Origin of the sequence: Leptolyngbya sp. CCNP1308 (assembly GCF_034932455.1) — a bacterium.
Taxonomy (GTDB): Bacteria; Cyanobacteriota; Cyanobacteriia; order Phormidesmidales; family Phormidesmidaceae; genus Nodosilinea.
Genome location: NZ_JAYGIH010000084.1, coordinates 10,801 through 28,572, shown reverse-complemented (window position 1 = coordinate 28,572; position 17,772 = coordinate 10,801). Strand labels below are relative to the sequence as shown.

Sequence of the window (17,772 nt, the reverse complement as noted above, 5' to 3'; positions counted from 1 at the left end):
GGTGGGCCTAGCCCACCCGCTGTCTTGGCGTGATGAAAGCACTACATCTGCAACCGCAGCAGCAGCAGCTGGGTGACGCGATCGCCCTCAAAGTTGTTGTCGCTGACCATCAGCAGGCTTTGGCTGCCGTCGGGCAGGCGCGGGCCTAAGGTCATCCCCTCCAGGTTATCCACCGCCAGGGGCGTCTCAGCAAAATCGAGTACCAGCTGCTTGCGAATGGGCGAACTGCCCGACACATCCCCACTTAGGCTAGGGATTGACGAGATATCGGTCGCGCCGCCGGTCGCCAGTTGGTACAGCTTCACCTGCAACCCCCGCAGGCCAAAGGCTCGCTCTAGGGCGAGAAAATGGCCTGCGGGGTCGATCGCTAGCAGTGCCGTGAGGCCATTCACCACCGCCCCAGAAGGCTCTAGATCGAGGGGGTAGCGATGTTCGGCGATCAGCGTGGACTGGTCGTCGCCAATTAGGTAATGCAAAAACCGACTGTTGAGGGGCTGACTAGGGTCGTCGTTGTAGTCTTGCACCAGGGCCGACTCGGTGGCGGCAAACAGTCGAAAGGGTTCGACCATGCCCGCCCCGCCTGATGTGCCGGTGACGGTAAGTGCCTCCAGGCTGAGGTTGTTTTGCACGCCCCGACTAGGGCTGTCGGGGTTGTCGGGCAGATAGCGCTCGGGCAGGGGCAGGGTGGCGACGCTCTGCCCGGTCTCGCGGTCAAACTCGCCGATGAAGGGCGGCGTACTCTGCGGCCCATCTCCCTCGCTGCTGATGAACAGCGTATCGCGGGGCGATAGGGCCATGCCCTCGGGATCTATGCTGCCCCGAGGATAGGGGTTGCCCTCGGCATCGAGCAGAGGGGTAGATGCTTGCAGGGTAACGGTGTCAAACTTGGGCGGGCCGCTGGGCTTTAGGGTCACCGCCAGGGTGTAGAAGCGGGCGGGGCCGAATTGGCCGCGATCGTCGGAGAGAGCATAGAGCAGGTCGCGGGGGCGATCGTAGGCTAGGGCCGACAGTCCTCCGACGGTAGTGCCCTCAAATTCCTGGGGCGGCAGATTGTACACATCCAGCAGATCAGCGGTGAGGGGCAGAAACAATCGGTCTTCGGCTTTGATCTGCGGTATGGCGCAGCTGGTTAACGCTAGCGCTAGGAGCAGGATGAGCGATCGCCGCCCAATTCGCCGGAGCACCTGGCCCATCCACTCTGCCATCGATAACCCCCTCACCCATCAGCCAGCACTCTCTAGGGTAGGCCAAGATTGTGTTCACTAGGACTGTGTTCACAGACTACGGTTTTGCCAGTCCCTAAGCAGTACAGTCTAGCCTTGGAAACCAGGCATATTGCCGGTGGTTGCCCCTACGCGAACTCTCCATTTCATCGGGTAGCCCAAAAGACCGAAATTCAAGCCTATCGGGCTTTTTTCTCATTTTTTGCCCCTCTATTTTCGTGCTTTCCTGTATTTGCCTCAATTACCAAGTAAATTTCAGCCCCTGCTGCATCAAAAAATCTTGCAGATCTGGCATTTGGCCGGTCACCACCACTTGGGCCGGGGTTAGGTCATTGGGTTTGGCGTAGCGCAGCAGCCAACCCGCCGTCGCCCCGGCGGCCCCGCCGATGCTCCACTCGCCGTAGTGCACCCGCGTCACCCCGTTGACGATGTGGCTAGCGGCTATGCTTTTGCCGCCAATCAGCACATTGTCTACCCCCTGGGGCACCAGTGCCTCTAGGGGAATTTGCAGCGGTCGCACCACAAATTCTTTAATGCTGGCCCCCGCCGCCTCGTAGGAGGGTCGCCACGATCGGTAGCGGCAGCCGTGGATATCAATGTCGTAGTGGGCCAGGGCCACGGCGGTAGCTCTAAAGTCGCGGCCCCCGGTCATGTCTTCGCGCAGGTCGGCCTCCACCGCCATAAAGCTGTCTTGCCCGTAGGCGGGGCGGCCCAAAATGCGGCGGCCCTCACGAATGTAGGGCACCATGCTGAGGCCAGACCGGGTGGCCAAGGGCGAATCGGCTCCTCGCAAAAATGTCAGCGACAGCTTGTTGGTGCTCTCATTCTCGATCAGCCACTCGGCAAACTGGAGCGCATGAACTTCACCGTAGTTGAGCGATTCGGTCGATAGCCCCCCTAGCCAGTCTTGGCGCTGCCCCGACAGACGAATGTCCTCTTCGGTAAACACCAGAGGCGGATCCATAAAATGCCAGTCGTTGCCCTTGTTCCAGTTGATCAGGGTCATTTCGCCGGGCTGGGTGCGGTTGACGTTCGAGTTTCCCGCCCGCTGGCTGACAATGCGGCGATAGTTAAACACACTGCCAAAGTCAAAAAAGGGAAATCCCTCCAGATTAAATTCTTTGCGGTGCTCGGCCTTAGAGAGCGCCGGCTCTAGCTTTTGCAGCTCCTTGAGGCTCTCATTTTTGTCGTCGAGCGTAGCTAGCACAAAGGGATAGGTGTAGGCCTGGGTGCAGTCGGGGTTATCCTTCGGTGGCGCGTTGACTTCGCCGGTAAAGCCCTGGCCGTCAGACCCTAACCGGTGGGGTAGGTTGGCCCAGCCCACCAGCTCGCCAGTATCCGTGGCGTCAATCACAATCATGGAGCGGTTCGGCGGCGGCTGTAGGCGGATGGGGATCTTGTTATAGGCCTCATCGTCTGACCAGCCGTACCACCGTTCTAGCTCCTGGGAAAGCCGCCCCGTGGGCACATAGCCAGGGTCGAGGGGAACGCGCCGCACGCCGTACACCGCCGTCACATAGCGGCCTGAGGCATCGAAGGCCGCGCCTTTGAAGGCTGTAGAGGTTGCCCAGCGGCTCTCCGGGGCATTCTGAGCGGCGTCTCGCATCCACATTTCTGCGGCCGTAGCCCCGGCTCGGGGGGTAAAGCACAGTTCCCCAACCCAGCAGCTGTTGGTTCTCTCTACCGGCAGCTGAGCCGGTAGCCCCGTCCAGGGGGGGAGGTAGACGGGCTGGCGCTTAATCAGATCCTTAAAGGCCTCCCAGCTAGGAGAAAAATTGCGTCGCCACCGCATCGCTCGCGATTCGTCGATGGCCGCTACCCCCTGGGAGCTGATCTGGCCTCCTAGCCAGGGGGTGAGTTCAATCAGGCAGGTGGTGACGCCGGTTTCCATGGCCTGGGAAGCCGCAGCGACCCCGCCCAGGGTGCCACCAATGACTACGACCTCGCAGGTCCAAACCTCTTCGGCTAGGGGCAGCGGATTGAGGGTAGGCCGTCCGTTGGCGGTTTGAATCTGGCGAATGCCGGTGGCGACCTCGGCTCGATTGACAATTTGCCCCACCGGACGCTGGCTAAATTCAAGGGGCTGACGCCAGTATTCGCTGGCACCGCGAAAAGCCACCAGCAGCAGCGTGCTGCTGATCAGGGCCATCATCATTAACCGGGGTCTGCGGGCTCGCCGCCGCTTGCGCCTAGGCTGAGGCTTTGATGACACTGAACGATAGCGGGGGCGCTCTAGCATGGACAAGGGCAGCATACCTAGGGCATTGGTCGTCTGTGAGTGTAGCAACGAAATTGAGAAACGACGCAACCAAAACCTCATCTGGCTGAGGCCTGGTCCTGCAAGGCCTACAAGGCATTCGACGGTGGAGTAGTCTCAAAGCCTGAGAACAGACTATATGTAGACTCTTTTAGTTCTCGAAGTAACCCAAAAATTTAGGCCATAATGGGCACGATCTCGCGCCTTTGGGCAATTTTGTCTTTTAACTTTTCACAATCTATGCAATTTCACCTTCGGCTACAGCGCAACCTGCTGCTTCCTCTGGCATTGACTACCCTGGCGCTGACTTCGCTGCCAGCCAAGGCGCAGACTACGGTTTACTCGCCCATTCCGCTACCGGCCTCTCGAGAAGTCAACGAGGCCCTGAGCGATCGCGACATCCCCACCGGTACCGGTGGGTTTGCCCGTGACTATACGATTAATCTCGAGGCTGGGGATCAAGTGGCGGTCGATGTCATCTCTGAAGAGTTTGACACTCTAGTGATTTTGATGAACAAAGATGGCGTCACCGTAGGCGAAAACGACGACGGCCCCGACGGCACCACCAACTCCCTACTCTTTGCCCGCATTGGCGAGTCGGGGACTTATACGGTGCGGGTGAGCGCCTATGCGGGGCAAGGTGCCGGTAATTTTTACCTCAAGGTGGCCCGCCTGCGAGAGGTTCAGTAGAGAACGGCAGCATTTTTTCCCATAACCTTGTCAGGGGTGACGTTAGCTTGCTATCTTAAGTGAGCGTTGAAACGTCATCCCTAGCCGGGATAGCTCAGTTGGTAGAGCAGAGGACTGAAAATCCTCGTGTCGGCGGTTCAAGCCCGCCTCCTGGCATCCAATTAAATCAAGTGAAAAGCCCTGAATCTCAACGGTTCGGGGCTTTTGCTTTGGGGCCTCAGATTTTCGCGTTGTCCCTTTTTGGACATCTTTAGGCGAGTTTGGGGGACGGATTGGGGGAAAATTGGGGGAATTTTTTTGGGGAATATCCGGACGATGGCCCCGGTGCCCGAAAAGGGGAGTAGTACGAATGCTCTTTATTCCCCGGTGCTGCCATGTACTCGGCCACCCTAAGAAGCAAAGGTAAAAAAGGCTCAGTCCAGTTCAAAAACACCAAAGGACGGCTGCAAATCGTCTTCTCTTACCCCGTCGAAGTGGATGGGGAAATCCAGCGTAAGCGGTTCTACATCTCCACAGGCTTTGAAGACACGCCTCTGAACCGCCAACGGGTAGGTGATACGGTCAGGGCGATTCAGCGAGATATTGACTACGGAGAGGTGGATCTCAGCCTACAGAAGTACCAGACCGTTGGATCGCTCACCACGGTTTCCCCCATTTCCCCCAATCCACCCGTAGCCCCTGAGATTGGGCTGGATGAGATTTGGGAGAAGTACGCCCAGTTCAAGAAACCTCAGATCAGTCCCAGCACTTACACGAAGGACTTCACCAAGCAGAAAAACCACATCAGCCGCTTTCCCAGCCGCTCTCTAGACGAGGCGATTCTGATTCGTGACTACTTGCTAGCCCATTTGACGCCCGATGCAGCTAAGCGTTGCCTGACCCAGCTCAAAGCTTGCTGTAGCTGGGCAGAGGAGGAGGGGTTGATCGAGGGCAATCCCTTTCTGACGATGAAAATTAAGGCTCCCAAGGGGCTCTCTGAAGATGAGGACGTGAATCCGTTTACCAAAGAGGAGCGAGACAAGATCATCGCGGGGTTTGAGAGCGATCGCTACTACAGCCACTACACCTCTTACGTGCGCTTCCTATTTGCCACTGGAGCCCGCCCTTCAGAGGTCATTGCCCTCCAGTGGAAGTACGTTACGCCAGCGGTCATCAAGTTCAGGCAGTCGGTGGTGGTCTCCGAAGATGGCTTGATCTTGAAGGAGGGACTCAAGACTCAGCGGAAGCGAGATTTTCCTATTACTCCAGAGGTCAAGGCTATTCTCGATGCCATCAAGCCAGAGAAGGGCGACAGCGAAGCCTTTTTATTCCCTAGCCCCAAGGGGAAGTTCATTGACCAGCACAACTTTTCTACCCGCGCCTGGCGAGCTGTCCTTACAGCCTGCGACATTCCTCACCGCAAGAGCTACCAGTGCCGCCACACCTTCATCAGCCTGTGTGTAGAAGCCCACATCAACAGCACAGCGATCGGTCGCTGGACAGGCACCAGCGCTAAGATGATCGACAAGCACTACGGGGCTACCAATTTCACAAACTTGAGGCCCCCCGATCTCACCTAATGTGTTTCCGTAGCCAGCTTTAGTTAAAATTGAGACCTTCCCGTTCGGATCCGGGCTCAAGCCTCTCATAGTCCAGCGCACCGATGACAGCTACCGTCACCCTTGATATCCCAGAGCATATTCACCAGCGACTGGTAAATACTGCCGAGGCAACCCAGCGCCCTCTGAACGAAATTATTCTCAGGGCATTGCAAATTGGTAGCCCACCCCCTTGGGATGATGTGCCACCGGAGTTTCAAGCTGCATTAGCTGCTCTAGATCGGCTGGATGATGATGCCCTGTGGAGGGTTGCTCGTAGCCAACGTTCTGAAGCCGAACTAGAGCGGTACGACGAACTGCTGGATCGCAATCAGAACAACAGGTTGACAGCAGCGGAACAAAACGAACTAACTGTCCTGAGGAAAGAGGCGGAGCAATTTATGCTCTGCAAGGCTCAGGCAGCGGTTTTGCTGCGCTGGCGCGGGCATTCGATTCTGCCAGAAGCTTGATGGCCAGCTATATTCCTGTAGACCTACGCAATCGGGTTCGAGCGTGCGATCGCGATCGTTGCTGCTATTGCAGAACCAGCGAGGCCCTGAGCGGCATTCGTATGGCTTTTGATCATATCCACCCTCGTTCAAAAGGTGGCGAAACCTGCTTTGAAAATATTTACTTAGCCTGCCGTTCTTGCAATGAATTCAAGGGCGATTCAACAACAGGCCAAGATTTACTCACCCAGCAGACCCAGCCACTTTTCAATCCAAGGCTTCAGGACTGGCACCAGCATTTTGCCTGGAGCGACGACGGCACCAGAGTTGAAGGCATTACCGCTGTAGGACGAGCTACAGTCGTGGCTTTGCAGATGAATAATGCAGCTATCTTGGCGACCAGAAAACGCTGGGTTTCAGTGGGCTGGCATCCACCTAAAGACTAAGCCTGATAAATTTCCTTGCTTTGCAAGGTTACAGAAGGGAATGTGAAAAATCGTTCTCTTTCGTGACCTTTAGCCTTTGTGCTGAAAACATCCCAAGTTTTTCGTGACATTTTGTATTGAAGCTGATCAAGAGCTGATGCTTCAATTTAGGATCAGGTGTATCAGGATGCTGCGCCCCTATCGAGGGCTTCGCGGAAAGGCCACACAGTACGCCAAGGTTTTGGCAAAAACTGGGCAACGGCTCTCCCCACAGGGTTTCTACCGCTTTTGAAGACGCTTCAAGTTCCCCTTCAGTGGAGCGTCGTATTTTTAACCTTGCTTCTCCATGCTTTCCACGAGCAACCTCTCTGCTGCTCAGGCGGAGACCTATTACACGAAAGAGGATTATTACTCGGCTGAAGAAGCCGCTCACCCAACGAAGTGGGTGGGCAAGGGGGCTGCGTCCTTGGGGCTAGCTGGAGTTGTTAATCAGCAAGAGTTCAGCCAGATGCTTTCCGGGCAGGCTCCGGACGGGCGATCGCTGACGGGAAAGGCAATTGACCCAGAAAAGCGACGGGCGGCGACCGACTTTACCTTCAGCGCCCCGAAAAGTGTCAGCATTGCAGCGTTAGTGCAGCAGGACGAGCGGGTGTTGGAGGCGCATCATCAGGCGGTAGCTCAAGCTCTATCGGTGTTGGAAGAGCGCTATGCCCAGACCCGGATTTCAACCGAGGCGGGGCGGATGAAGGTGACGACGGTAAATATCGCGGCAGCGGTATTTACCCATTCCACCAGTCGGGAGGCGGAACCGCAGTTGCACAGCCATTGTGTGGTGATGAATGCGACGCAGTTGGACGATGGGCGGTGGTTTAGTTTGAGCAATGAGGCGGCGATCGCCAATCAAAAACTCCTGGGCCAGATCTACCAAAATGAGTTGGCCGTAGCGCTGAAGCAGCAGGGCTACCAGATTGAGCCCAAAGCTCATGGGCAGTTTGAACTAGCGGGATATTCCCCAGAACTGCTCAAGGCATTCTCTACCCGCAGGCAGCAGATTCTGAAGCTAATCGAGGAATGGGAGGCGACGGGCTCGGAGAATAATCGAGCGATGCGGGAGACAGCGGCGCTGGTGTCGCGGAAGCGGAAACCCAAAGAGGTAGACGAGGGACTGTTGCAGCGGGGATGGAATGCGCTGATTCAGTTGAAGGGATTGGATCTGCCAGAGTTACCGAAGGGCGTTACCCAGGCAGTTGGCGATCAGCCACCGGCCAAATCGGTAATTGACGCGGCGATCCAGCACTGTGGGGAGCGGGAGTCAGTGTTTCGGCAGACGACGCTGGAGCGGTTTGTGTTTGAGCACGAGTTGGGGATGCAGGGGTTTGAGGCGATTGAGGGGGCGATCGTATTAAGTCCTGAACTTATCAAAGTCGCCAACGGCAAGTTCACCACCCAGACAGCACTCAATCTCGAACTCAACACGATCCGTCTGATGCAGCAAGGGCGGGGGCAGGTGGCGGCAATTGTCCCCAGCGGTACCCAGGTAGAGAGCCTGGTGAGCCATTCTCTGAACTCGGAGCAGCAAAACGCGGTTGGGATGGCAGCGACTACACCGGATGCGGTGATGGCGTGGCAAGGCGTAGCGGGAGCGGGCAAGACTTATGCCCTGAGCGTATTGAAGGATCTGGCTCAGAGACAGGGCTACATGATCCAAGGCTTGGCCCCCAGCGCTGAAGCGGCTCATGTATTGGGAGAGTCACTGGGCATTCAAACCACTACAGTTGCTAGACTCTTGGTGTCTCAACCCCTGGATGAACCACCTCAGCTGACGCTGTGGATTGTCGATGAGGCGGGGCTGTTGAGCATGAAGGATGCCCATGCGCTGTTGCGGCGGGCGGCACTGGAGCAGGCCAGGGTTTTACTGGTCGGCGATACCCGGCAGCTTTCGGCGGTGGAGGCGGGCAATCCCTTCAAGAGCTTACACGCGGGGGGAATGACGACCGCCTATCTGGAGACCCATCGGCGGCAGCAGACTGGGGTGCTGCGATCTGCCGTGGAATTGGTGGCCCAGGGGCAGGTTAACGAGGGGATTGAGCTGCTGGCTCAGGCGGGCTGTGTCAAAGAAGGGGATCAACCCCAGAAACGTATTCAGCAGGTGGCAGCAGATTATCTGGCGCTGACAGCAGAGGAGCGGGAGTCCACGCTGGTGCTGGCGGGAACTAATGCGGAGCGGTTGGCTCTGACTCAGGCGATGCGATCCGGGTTACAGGATGAAGGGGCTTTGGTCGCGGATGGCTTTGTGGTGCAGAGCTTGCACCGCAAAGATTTGACCACAGCTCAGGCCAGTTGCCTCAAAGCTTACACCCCAGGCGATGTGCTGGTGCCGATTCAAGATTACCGAAAGCAGGGGTTGATTAGGGGCGAGCAGTACCGCGTAATTGCGGTAAACCAGGAGGATCAGCAGGTGGTACTAGAGACGCCGAGTGGATCGGTGCTGTCGATCAATCCAGCGGCATGCCCTCGTAAGACGGTGTACACGACGCAAGCGATTCCGGTGGCGGTGGGCGATCGCCTCAAATGGACACGCAACAACCCCCAAGCCGGAATCCGCAATGGTCAAGGGTTTGTAGTGACGGAGCTGAAGGCGGATGGCACAGCCACGATCCGGGATGGGGCGGGGCAGACCGCCACTATCAACCTCAGTGGAAACCAGTACATCGACTACGCCTGGGTAAGAACGACCTACAGCAGCCAGGGCAAAACAGCGGAGCGAGTGCTGGCCCTGCTGGGCGAAACAACGAATCGAGAAGCGTTTTATGTGGCGATTTCTAGAGCCAAGCGGGCGGTGACCTTGTACACCACCAGCCAGGCCGACTTGGTGCGGCTGGCCCAGGTGTCGCGGGCCAAGGAGAACGTGAGTGACTACGTGCCCTTAACTCAACAGGTGATGACCTATGGACAGCATAAACAACAGGAACAACGGCAACCAGAACCTATCCCCAGTGTTGACCCTAGAGCAATGGGAGAGCGCATTGGCCACCGTGTTGCAGAGCAGCTTAGATCCGCTGCGGGCCGAGATATGCGTGAATACGCAGCGGGTGCTGCACCTCGAAGACCACGTCCAGACCTTGGGCAAGGATTTGGCGATGTGGCCGCAGCACTGGAACCAGAGCTTGGGGCGCTTGGTCGCGCAATTGCAGCGTATCGTCAGCGACGAGACCTCCTCCGATGCGCAAGCGACCTTGCAGGAGCAGTTGCGGAAGTTGATTGCGGCCTTGAGCAGTTGGAACGGGCAACTCAAGACCGAGTTGGCCTTGCAGCAGCCGTTGATCGCGTCGCTAGAGCGGTTGGAAGGGCGGTTGGCCGAGAGCGGAATCAATTAGATGCCTCGGAACCGCCAAAGGTGAATTCGAGGGAGCAGCTATTGGCGCGGTGGGAGCATTACTCGGCGGGGTTGCCGTCGGCGAGTTTGGAGGTGCGGGTGGCGCAGCGGGCGTTGCGGAATGGGTGTTCGGCCAAGGAGGTGACGCTGATGCTGGTGGCGGGGAGTGAGGTGGTGAGGTTGATCTATGACAAGCAAGGTAGGAAAGAGGCGATCGCATTCGCAAAGCACATTACCCAAATAGCCATCAAACCAGAGCATGCTTCTCAGGTTAAGACACCATCCCTACAACGTCGGCAATTTGAGTTAGGCGATAGTTAATCGACATCAGCTATTACATCTTGTGGAATCAGAGCCCGCTTTTGCCACAATGGGCTACCCTGGAGCAGCTTCACCCAAAAAACGAAGGAATTGGGAATAAAATTCCCCATGCATCTACCAAACTGCTTGGCTCTCTCGTTGTTTCTTGTGCTGGCAACCCATGGTCTCAACCAGGCTAAGGCCAGTTTTCAGGGGGACAATGGCGGGTTTCTCCCAGGTATCACCCCAGAGGTCCGTGCCTCAATTCAGCGCATAAACTCAAACTTTTTTGAGCCCTACCGAGCTGAGGTGAGCCAACATCTGAATCCAGACCTCGCATTTCGGCTACCCATTAACTTGCACCTGTTGGGGCTATCGGGACAAAGGCCAGCCCATAGCGAGATACAGGTCGTGCCCAGTCTGCGGGGCGTAGGGCTGATGATCAATTTGAAGGTTTGCCCCCAAGGGGCAGAGTCGAGTTGTACGATGGGCCATTTTTCCACCAATTCTCTCGCTTCAGAAGCAGCCCAGTTGGCAATGGAAGAGCACCGATCGGTTGGCTATCCGATTACCCTTGCTGCCGATGTGCAGGCCCATTTTCGCGAATATCGCGATGGCGAGGTGGCCTATGCCTCGCTCATGTGGGAGCAGGATGGGCAGTTTTACCGGGTGCAGTTTCCGGTGGCAGAGCGGCAAAATATGCTCTATATGGCCTTGGAGATGGTGAATAGTCAGCCGTTGACAAGTCGGGCGAATGCTTCGCTGGCAAGGCAGAGTAACGCTTCTGGCTTTAGGGGCGAGGGGACGGCTGGGGTCGTTGTTGAGCCAATCGATCGTCCTACTGACGAGCTCCGACGGGATATGCCCGTCGATGTGGCCACCCTGCAAATTCTAGAGAGCAGTGTTCTCAGCCGCGAGGAAATTCAGCATCAGCTGGCACAACTGCAAGCGTTGAACTCCAGCCTCACCTTCGGCGACGTGCTGGATCGCCTTACCCAGGAGTACCTCAACCGGGGCTACATCACCTCCAGAGCAGTGCTGACGGCCATCCCCGGTAGTAACCAGCCCGCCATTGACTTTGTGGAAGGGCGTCTCTCAGAGATAGAGATCACAGGCACCCAGAGGGTTGATCCAAGCTACATCGAATCTCGCCTGACTCTCGTCAAAGGGCCGCCCCTCAACCTGGATGCCCTGGAGGAAGCCTGCGTCTGCTGCGCATTGACCCGCTGTTTAGCAATGTGGAGGCCACTCTACAGCCCGACCTTAGCGAGGGCATGGTGGGGGGCAGCATTCTCAACGTGGTGGTGAGCGAGGCCGATCCCATCGTCTATGGCCTTAGCCTCAACAATGAATCGGCACCGAGCATTGGGGCTGAGCAGTTCGAGCTAAGCTTTGCCCATTTCAATCTCAGCGGCGTGGGCGATCGCCTCTCGGCGGGCTATTCTCGCTCCTTTGCGGGTGGGCTGAGCTATTTTGAGGCGGCTTACCAGATTCCCATTAGCCCCACCGATGGTACCCTGCGGTTTACGGGCGATTTTATCAATACCCGAGTGGTGGAGTCGCCTTTTAACAGCCTGGGGGTGCAGGGTAGCACCAATCGCTATGCTGTCTGGCTGCGTCAACCGCTGATCCGCCGCCCCCAGGAGGAATTGGCCCTATCACTGGGGTTTACCCACACTGCCGGCCAGACCTTTTTGTTTGACCGACTGCCCACCCCCTTTGGTTTTGGTCCCGATGCCAACGGCTTTAGCCGCACCAGCGTGGTCAGCTTTGGTCAAGACTATGTTTACCGAGAGCCCGACGGGGCCTGGGCGTTTAATTCTCAGTTCAACCTGGGTACGGGGCTATTTAATGCCACTAGCAACCCCTACCCCATTCCCGATGGGCAGTTCTTCAGCTGGCAGGGGCTGGCCCAGCGGGTGCAGCGCCTAGGCAGCAACCATCTGCTGATCGCGCAGTTTAATGTGCAGCTTACTCCCGATGCCCTGCTACCCTCCCATAGCTTCACCATCGGCGGGGTTAACTCGGTGCGGGGCTACCGTCAAGGGGCGCGATCGGGCGACAACGGGCTGCGCTTTTCAGTCGAAGACCGGATCACAGTCAAGCGCGACGGGGCCGGACGACCCATGCTCATCCTCTTGCCTTTTCTCGACCTGGGCTCGGTGTGGAACCACCCCGACAACCCCAATACGGTTTCGGGCCAGTCGTTTTTGATGGGCAGCGGACTGGGCCTACAGCTGCAAAACCTGTCATGGCTAGATGGCCTCAGCATTAAGCTTGACTACGGCCTGCCGCTGATCTATTCCGGCGATCGCGGCAGCAACCTGCAAGACTACGGCTTTTATTTCGGCATCAACTACAACTCCAACCAACGCCAGTGAGGTGCACTATGACTCGTTTTCTCTATGCTGGCCTGGCTTTGGGAGTCTCTACCCTGTGGGCTAATCCAGTGCTTGCCCAGGCCATTGTGCCCAGCGTCAATGGCACAGGCACCCAGGTAATCTTCAACGGCAACCAGTTTGATATCCAGGGCGGGGCGCTGTCTGCCGACCAGCTCAACCTGTTCCACCAGTTTCAGCAGTTTGGCCTCAGCGAGGGCCAGATTGCCAACTTTTTGGCCAACCCTGCCCTGCGCAATATTGTCACCCAGGTGGTGGGCGGCGACCCGTCAATTATCAACGGCCTGCTCCAGGTCACAGGCGGCAACCCCAATTTTTACTTGATGAACCCCTCGGGCATTGTGTTTGGGGCCAATGCCCAGCTCAACCTGCCCGCCAGCTTTGCGGCGACCACGGCGACGGGGATGCAGTTTGGCGATCGCTGGCTCCACGCCGCTGGCCCCAACGACTTCTCGGCGCTGCTGGGTGACCCGACGGCCTTTGGCTTTAGCAATGCGATCTCGGGGGCGATTGTCAACGCGGGCAATCTGGCGGTGGGCACCGGCTCTACCCTGGCGCTGCTGGGCGGCACTGTGATCAACACCGGCCAGCTCACCGCCCCCGCCGGACAAATCTTGATTACCGCCGTGCCCGGCGAGAGCACCATACGCCTGACGCTGCCAGGCTACATTCTGGCTTTGGAGCTAGACGCACCTGTGATGGCAGGCAACCAGCCCCACACCTGGCAACTGCCTGTCACCGCTCTGCCAGAACTGCTCACCACAGGACTCTCCCCTGCTTCCCTGGGCCTGGCGGTCAACGACGCGGGGGCAGTGCAACTGCCCAGCGATACCTCCGTGCCCGATCGCCCCGGCACTACCATTGTGTCGGGCGGGATCGATGTGTCGGGCGAGCAAGGGGGGACGGCGGCGATATTGGGCGATCGCATCGGCCTAGTCAATGCCCAGATCGACGCCAGCGGCACCACAGGCGGCGGCACCATCCTGGTCGGCGGCGACTACCAGGGCGCAGGCAATGTACCCACTGCCCAACGCACCTACGTTGATAGCACCACCACCCTTAATGCCGATGCCCTAGAGACCGGCGATGGCGGCACAATCATCATCTGGGCCGATGAAGCTACGGGATATTATGGCAACCTTACAGCCCGTGGCGGCCAGATCTCCGGCGACGGCGGCTTTGCCGAGGTTTCGGGTAGAGAAAACTTAGCCTTTAAAGGAAGCGCGAATTTAGGCTCTCAAACTGGCACTCCAGGCATGCTCCTACTTGACCCTCGAGACATAACAATTATCGATGGGGATGGGGGAAGCGACGACAATGAAATTGCTGATGGAGTAATCTGGGAAACGGACGGTGGTTCTGACACAGACTTTGAAATATCCGAGGTGGCCCTAAGAAATACCGCCTCTTCTAGCAATGTAAGTCTTAGTGCAACAAGGAATATTATTATCGAAGATCTGGTGTTGGACTTTGGTGATCGTGGAGGTAGCAACATAACAATACAATTCACTGCCAATGGCGGTGAATTTAGGGCGGCACCGGAAAGTTTAATACTCACTCAAGGAAGAAGTATTTCAATTACTGCTGGCACTATAAACGTCGGCATTATTGGAAGTAATGACGGCCCTGGAGTTGGTGCTGTTAGGGGAAGTGCTGGAAATATTAGTCTCACTAGTACTTCAGGGGACATTACTGTAAACAGAATCTTTGCTAGATCAAACACTCTTAATAATGAAGGTGTTGGCCCAGGTCGTGGAGGAAGTATAACAATCAACTCAACAGGTAATTTCTCTGCTTTGGGCAGAGAAGATGATGGAATAAGCAACCCAAATTCAATTACTATCAGGACTACAGGTCAAGCTGGCACTGGCGGAGTAAATATCCGAGCAAACAACGACATAAATATTGTTGGAGAAATTAGTTCGTTTACTGCGACTGATCCTTCCTCTTTGCAGCCTGAGGCTGGCCCAATCAGCTTAAGATCCGAAAATGGCACTATTTCAGTGGGTGGGATCAGCGCTGACAGAATATCCCTAAGGAGTCCAACAGAAATTGAAATCACTAACAGCTTTACTATTAGCGATACTAATCCGACAAGATACAGTATCAATACTCGTGGTCAAGCCCTGTCAGTTAATGCCCCAAGATTAATCTTGCCCACTGAAAATAATGCTGTCTTTGCAGCACCACTAATTCTTCAAAGAGATCTAAGCCTGACAACGACAGGCGGAGATGATCTTAGAATTGAAGGCGCTATTGATTCGATAAGTGGTGGCAACTATTCACTTGTCTTGCCAACTAACACTACGCTTGTTGGCAATATTGGCGAAAGCGGACCTCTAAGTGATGTCTTGGTTGGCGGCAACTTCACATTTCGAGGTGGAGTAATTGAAACCACAGGTACACAAACTTATCAAGGTATTGTCCTCACCCAAAACACTGCCCTCAGGACTGGAACGCCAGGCGCAGATATTACCTTCAATAACACTCTTAACAGCGAAACAGGCGAGCGCAATAACCTCACTCTGATAGCAGGCAGCGGTGATATCACCTTTAACGCCGTCGTTGGCACCGCCCCTAACCAGCAACTCGGCAACATTGTCCTAGAAAGTTTCAACAACCTCACCACCAATGCCCCTATCCAAGCCGGAAGCTTTCAGCAGACGGGCACCCCAGCCACCGGCAACATCACACTTAACCACCCCCTCACCACCACCAACGGTAGCGTAAACCTTAACGCTATAGGTGCAGTAACTACTCAGGCGATCACTGCTACCGACAACGTGGCCCTTACCAGCACGGGCAGCGCCGTGCAGACTCCCAATGTAGTCACCAATGGTGGGGATATAGCCCTCAACGCCCAAACCAATTTGGCTGTTAACAGCGTCACCACCAACGGCGGCGACATTACCCTCAGCAGCAACACCGATACCATCACAGTTAACAACCTATCCTCCGTCTCTGGCACTGATGCTGGCGGTAACATCACCATCAGCAACCCCAACGCCATCACCGCCACAGGCCTCATCAACGCATCTGGAGCTACCACAGGGGGCTCCATCACCCTCAGTGCTAATGGTGGAGACCCCACCAGCACTGTAACCACCACTAATTTAACCGCAACGGGGGTAGCCAATGGCGGCAACATCACTGTATTAGCCCGCGACAGCATTACGGCAGGCGAAATTAACACCAGTGCCACCATTGGCAGAGGCGGCAACGTAACCCTCGACCCCCTCGGGGACGTTGAGGTGAGCTTTATCAACGCCCAAGGCGGTACCAACGGAGCAGGCGGTGATGTCTTGATTGAATCAATTTCCCGGTTCTTTAGGGCCACAGGAACTTTCTCTGACCAAAACGGTATATTGGCCAGCATTTCTACAGCTGGTGGCGGCGGAGAAGGAACTATTACCATCACCCATAACGGTGGTGCCGCTGACGTTTTGACCCCATTTATTATTTCCACTGCGTCACAAAATGGCACTGTTGGGGCATTAACCACGGGAGCCAATAATGTTATTTTCCCTGGCTCATTCCTTGGCCCCTATACCCAGGGTAATATTCGTATTATTACTAGCCCTCAAGCAACTCTAGCAGCTGACGCAGCTTTACCAGATACGTTGCCAGAGGAAATTCAACCCGCAGATGCTGACAACCAACCGTTTTGGCTGGATGAGTATTTTACGAGAACTTTAGAGGAATATCTCAGCCGAAATCCTGAAACCGCTGTTGAGCCCACTAGAATTAAGAGCCTAGAGGAAATTCAAGACGAGTTAAGAGAAATTGAAAGACTTACAGGAGTACGACCAGCCGTTATTTACGTTGTATTTGAACCTGAACAAATTCGATTAAGAACAGAGACTATCGATGGCAAAGAAGTTATCCGTCAGGATCGCCTAACGAATCAGGGAACTGTTCTTAGACAATCAGAATCTATCCCTGGTGATGATGCTGATCAGTTACAGTTAGTCCTAGTAACAGCCGATGAAGAACCTATTCTTGTACGGGTTGAAGATCCTAATGCGACTAGATTTGCAGTGATCAACACAGTTCAAGAACTAAGAAGTGCAATAGATATAGATTATCGTAGGAATTTTCTTAGAGGAATTATAAGTGACACCCCATCTTATTTGGGATTGTCACAACAACTATATGGTTGGCTCATTGGAGGTATTCAAAATGATCTTGAAAGGATAGGAGTTTCAAATTTAATTTTCATCATGGATAATGGAATAAGAACTGTTCCTCTAGCGGCTGTACTGCCAGTTCTTCACAATGGTCAGCAGTTTATTGTTGAACAAGGCTATAGTGTTGGCCTTATGCCTAGCTTTAGCCTAACTGATACGCAATATCAAAATATCCGCAAAATGGATATTTTAGCTATGGGAGCATCCGCTTTTCCTCCTGAAACAGAGCTTTCAGATTTGCCAGGAGTTACACAGGAACTGAATTTTCTAGATACGCTTTGGCAAGAAACTACAGTTCTTGAAGATGATTTATTTACATTATCTAATCTGCGTACACAGCGACAACAAAATCCTTACGGGATCATTCATTTAGCTACTCATGCAATCTTTTTACCAGGAAATCCAGCAAACTCCTATATCCAGCTTAGCGATACCCGTCTCAGCCTCCACGAGATAGGAAATTTAGATTGGAATAACCCTCCCGTAGAATTATTAACTCTAAGTGCTTGTAATACTGCCCGTGATGATATTAATGCTGAGCTAGGATTTGCAGGTTTAACAGTTCAGGTAGGAGTTAAGTCAGCATTAGCAAGTATATGGAAGGTAGATGATTTTGGCACCCTAGCCCTGATGTCTAGTTTTTACAGATATTTGAGTGATGAAAATCTCAATTTAATTAAAGCAGAAGCCCTGAGAAGAGCCCAAGTAGATATGATTCAAGGAAACTTCTCTATTGATGGCAACCAGGTCGTTTATTTTGGGGATCAGATTATTACAATTCCAGAGAGAATAAGCATGCATGGAGATGCAGCATTATCACATCCCTACCTTTGGTCAGGCTTTACAATTGTTGGAAATCCGTGGTAGAGAAACTGATACCTGTAACATA

The 17,772-nt window shown here is 54.9% G+C and carries 10 protein-coding genes and 1 tRNA gene; 9 read left to right on the top strand and 2 right to left on the bottom strand.

All coding sequences use genetic code 11. The features are described from left to right. Nucleotides 1-41: 41 nt before the first annotated feature. On the bottom strand, nucleotides 42-1,205 hold the full coding sequence (locus VB780_RS24990; protein WP_323353903.1) for an esterase-like activity of phytase family protein: 1,164 nt from the start codon (nucleotides 1,203-1,205) through the stop codon (nucleotides 42-44). 259 nt (nucleotides 1,206-1,464) lie between these two features. Next, on the bottom strand, nucleotides 1,465-3,375 hold the full coding sequence (locus VB780_RS24985) for an FAD-dependent oxidoreductase (protein ID WP_323353902.1): 1,911 nt from the start codon (nucleotides 3,373-3,375) through the stop codon (nucleotides 1,465-1,467). 345 nt (nucleotides 3,376-3,720) lie between these two features. Here VB780_RS24985 and VB780_RS24980 point away from each other — a divergent pair, with 345 nt between their 5' ends. The 9 genes from VB780_RS24980 to VB780_RS24940 all read left to right on the top strand — a co-directional run bounded on the left by VB780_RS24980 (nucleotide 3,721) and on the right by VB780_RS24940 (nucleotide 17,750). Continuing rightward, on the top strand, nucleotides 3,721-4,170 hold the full coding sequence (locus VB780_RS24980) for a PPC domain-containing protein (RefSeq protein ID WP_323353901.1): 450 nt from the start codon (nucleotides 3,721-3,723) through the stop codon (nucleotides 4,168-4,170). 83 nt (nucleotides 4,171-4,253) lie between these two features. Continuing rightward, nucleotides 4,254-4,326, top strand: a tRNA-Phe gene (locus VB780_RS24975). Between the two features lie 218 nt (nucleotides 4,327-4,544). Next, on the top strand, nucleotides 4,545-5,729 hold the full coding sequence (locus VB780_RS24970; protein ID WP_323353900.1) for a tyrosine-type recombinase/integrase: 1,185 nt from the start codon (nucleotides 4,545-4,547) through the stop codon (nucleotides 5,727-5,729). Nucleotides 5,730-5,812: 83 nt separating this feature from the next. Beyond that, entirely contained in the window at nucleotides 5,813-6,217 is a 405-nt protein-coding gene (locus tag VB780_RS24965) for a hypothetical protein (protein ID WP_323353899.1), read from the top strand. After that, a complete protein-coding gene (locus VB780_RS24960; RefSeq protein ID WP_323353898.1) occupies nucleotides 6,217-6,642 on the top strand; it encodes an HNH endonuclease in 426 nt (141 codons plus the stop codon). The genes VB780_RS24965 and VB780_RS24960 overlap by 1 nt, the downstream gene beginning before the upstream one ends. Nucleotides 6,643-6,967: 325 nt before the next feature. After that, a complete protein-coding gene (mobF, locus tag VB780_RS24955) occupies nucleotides 6,968-10,318 on the top strand; it encodes a MobF family relaxase (RefSeq protein WP_323353897.1) in 3,351 nt (1,116 codons plus the stop codon). A gap of 465 nt (nucleotides 10,319-10,783) precedes the next feature. Next, complete coding sequence (locus VB780_RS24950; protein ID WP_323353896.1) at nucleotides 10,784-11,605, top strand: hypothetical protein; 822 nt, start codon at nucleotides 10,784-10,786, stop codon at nucleotides 11,603-11,605. After that, nucleotides 11,536-12,678, top strand: coding sequence for a ShlB/FhaC/HecB family hemolysin secretion/activation protein (locus VB780_RS24945; RefSeq protein WP_323353895.1), 1,143 nt, complete (start codon nucleotides 11,536-11,538; stop codon nucleotides 12,676-12,678). Before VB780_RS24950 ends, VB780_RS24945 begins: the two co-directional genes overlap by 70 nt. Before the next feature lie 8 nt (nucleotides 12,679-12,686). Then, nucleotides 12,687-17,750 (top strand): CHAT domain-containing protein, encoded by a 5,064-nt coding sequence (locus tag VB780_RS24940; protein ID WP_323353894.1) that lies wholly within the window; start codon nucleotides 12,687-12,689, stop codon nucleotides 17,748-17,750. Nucleotides 17,751-17,772 lie beyond the last annotated feature (22 nt).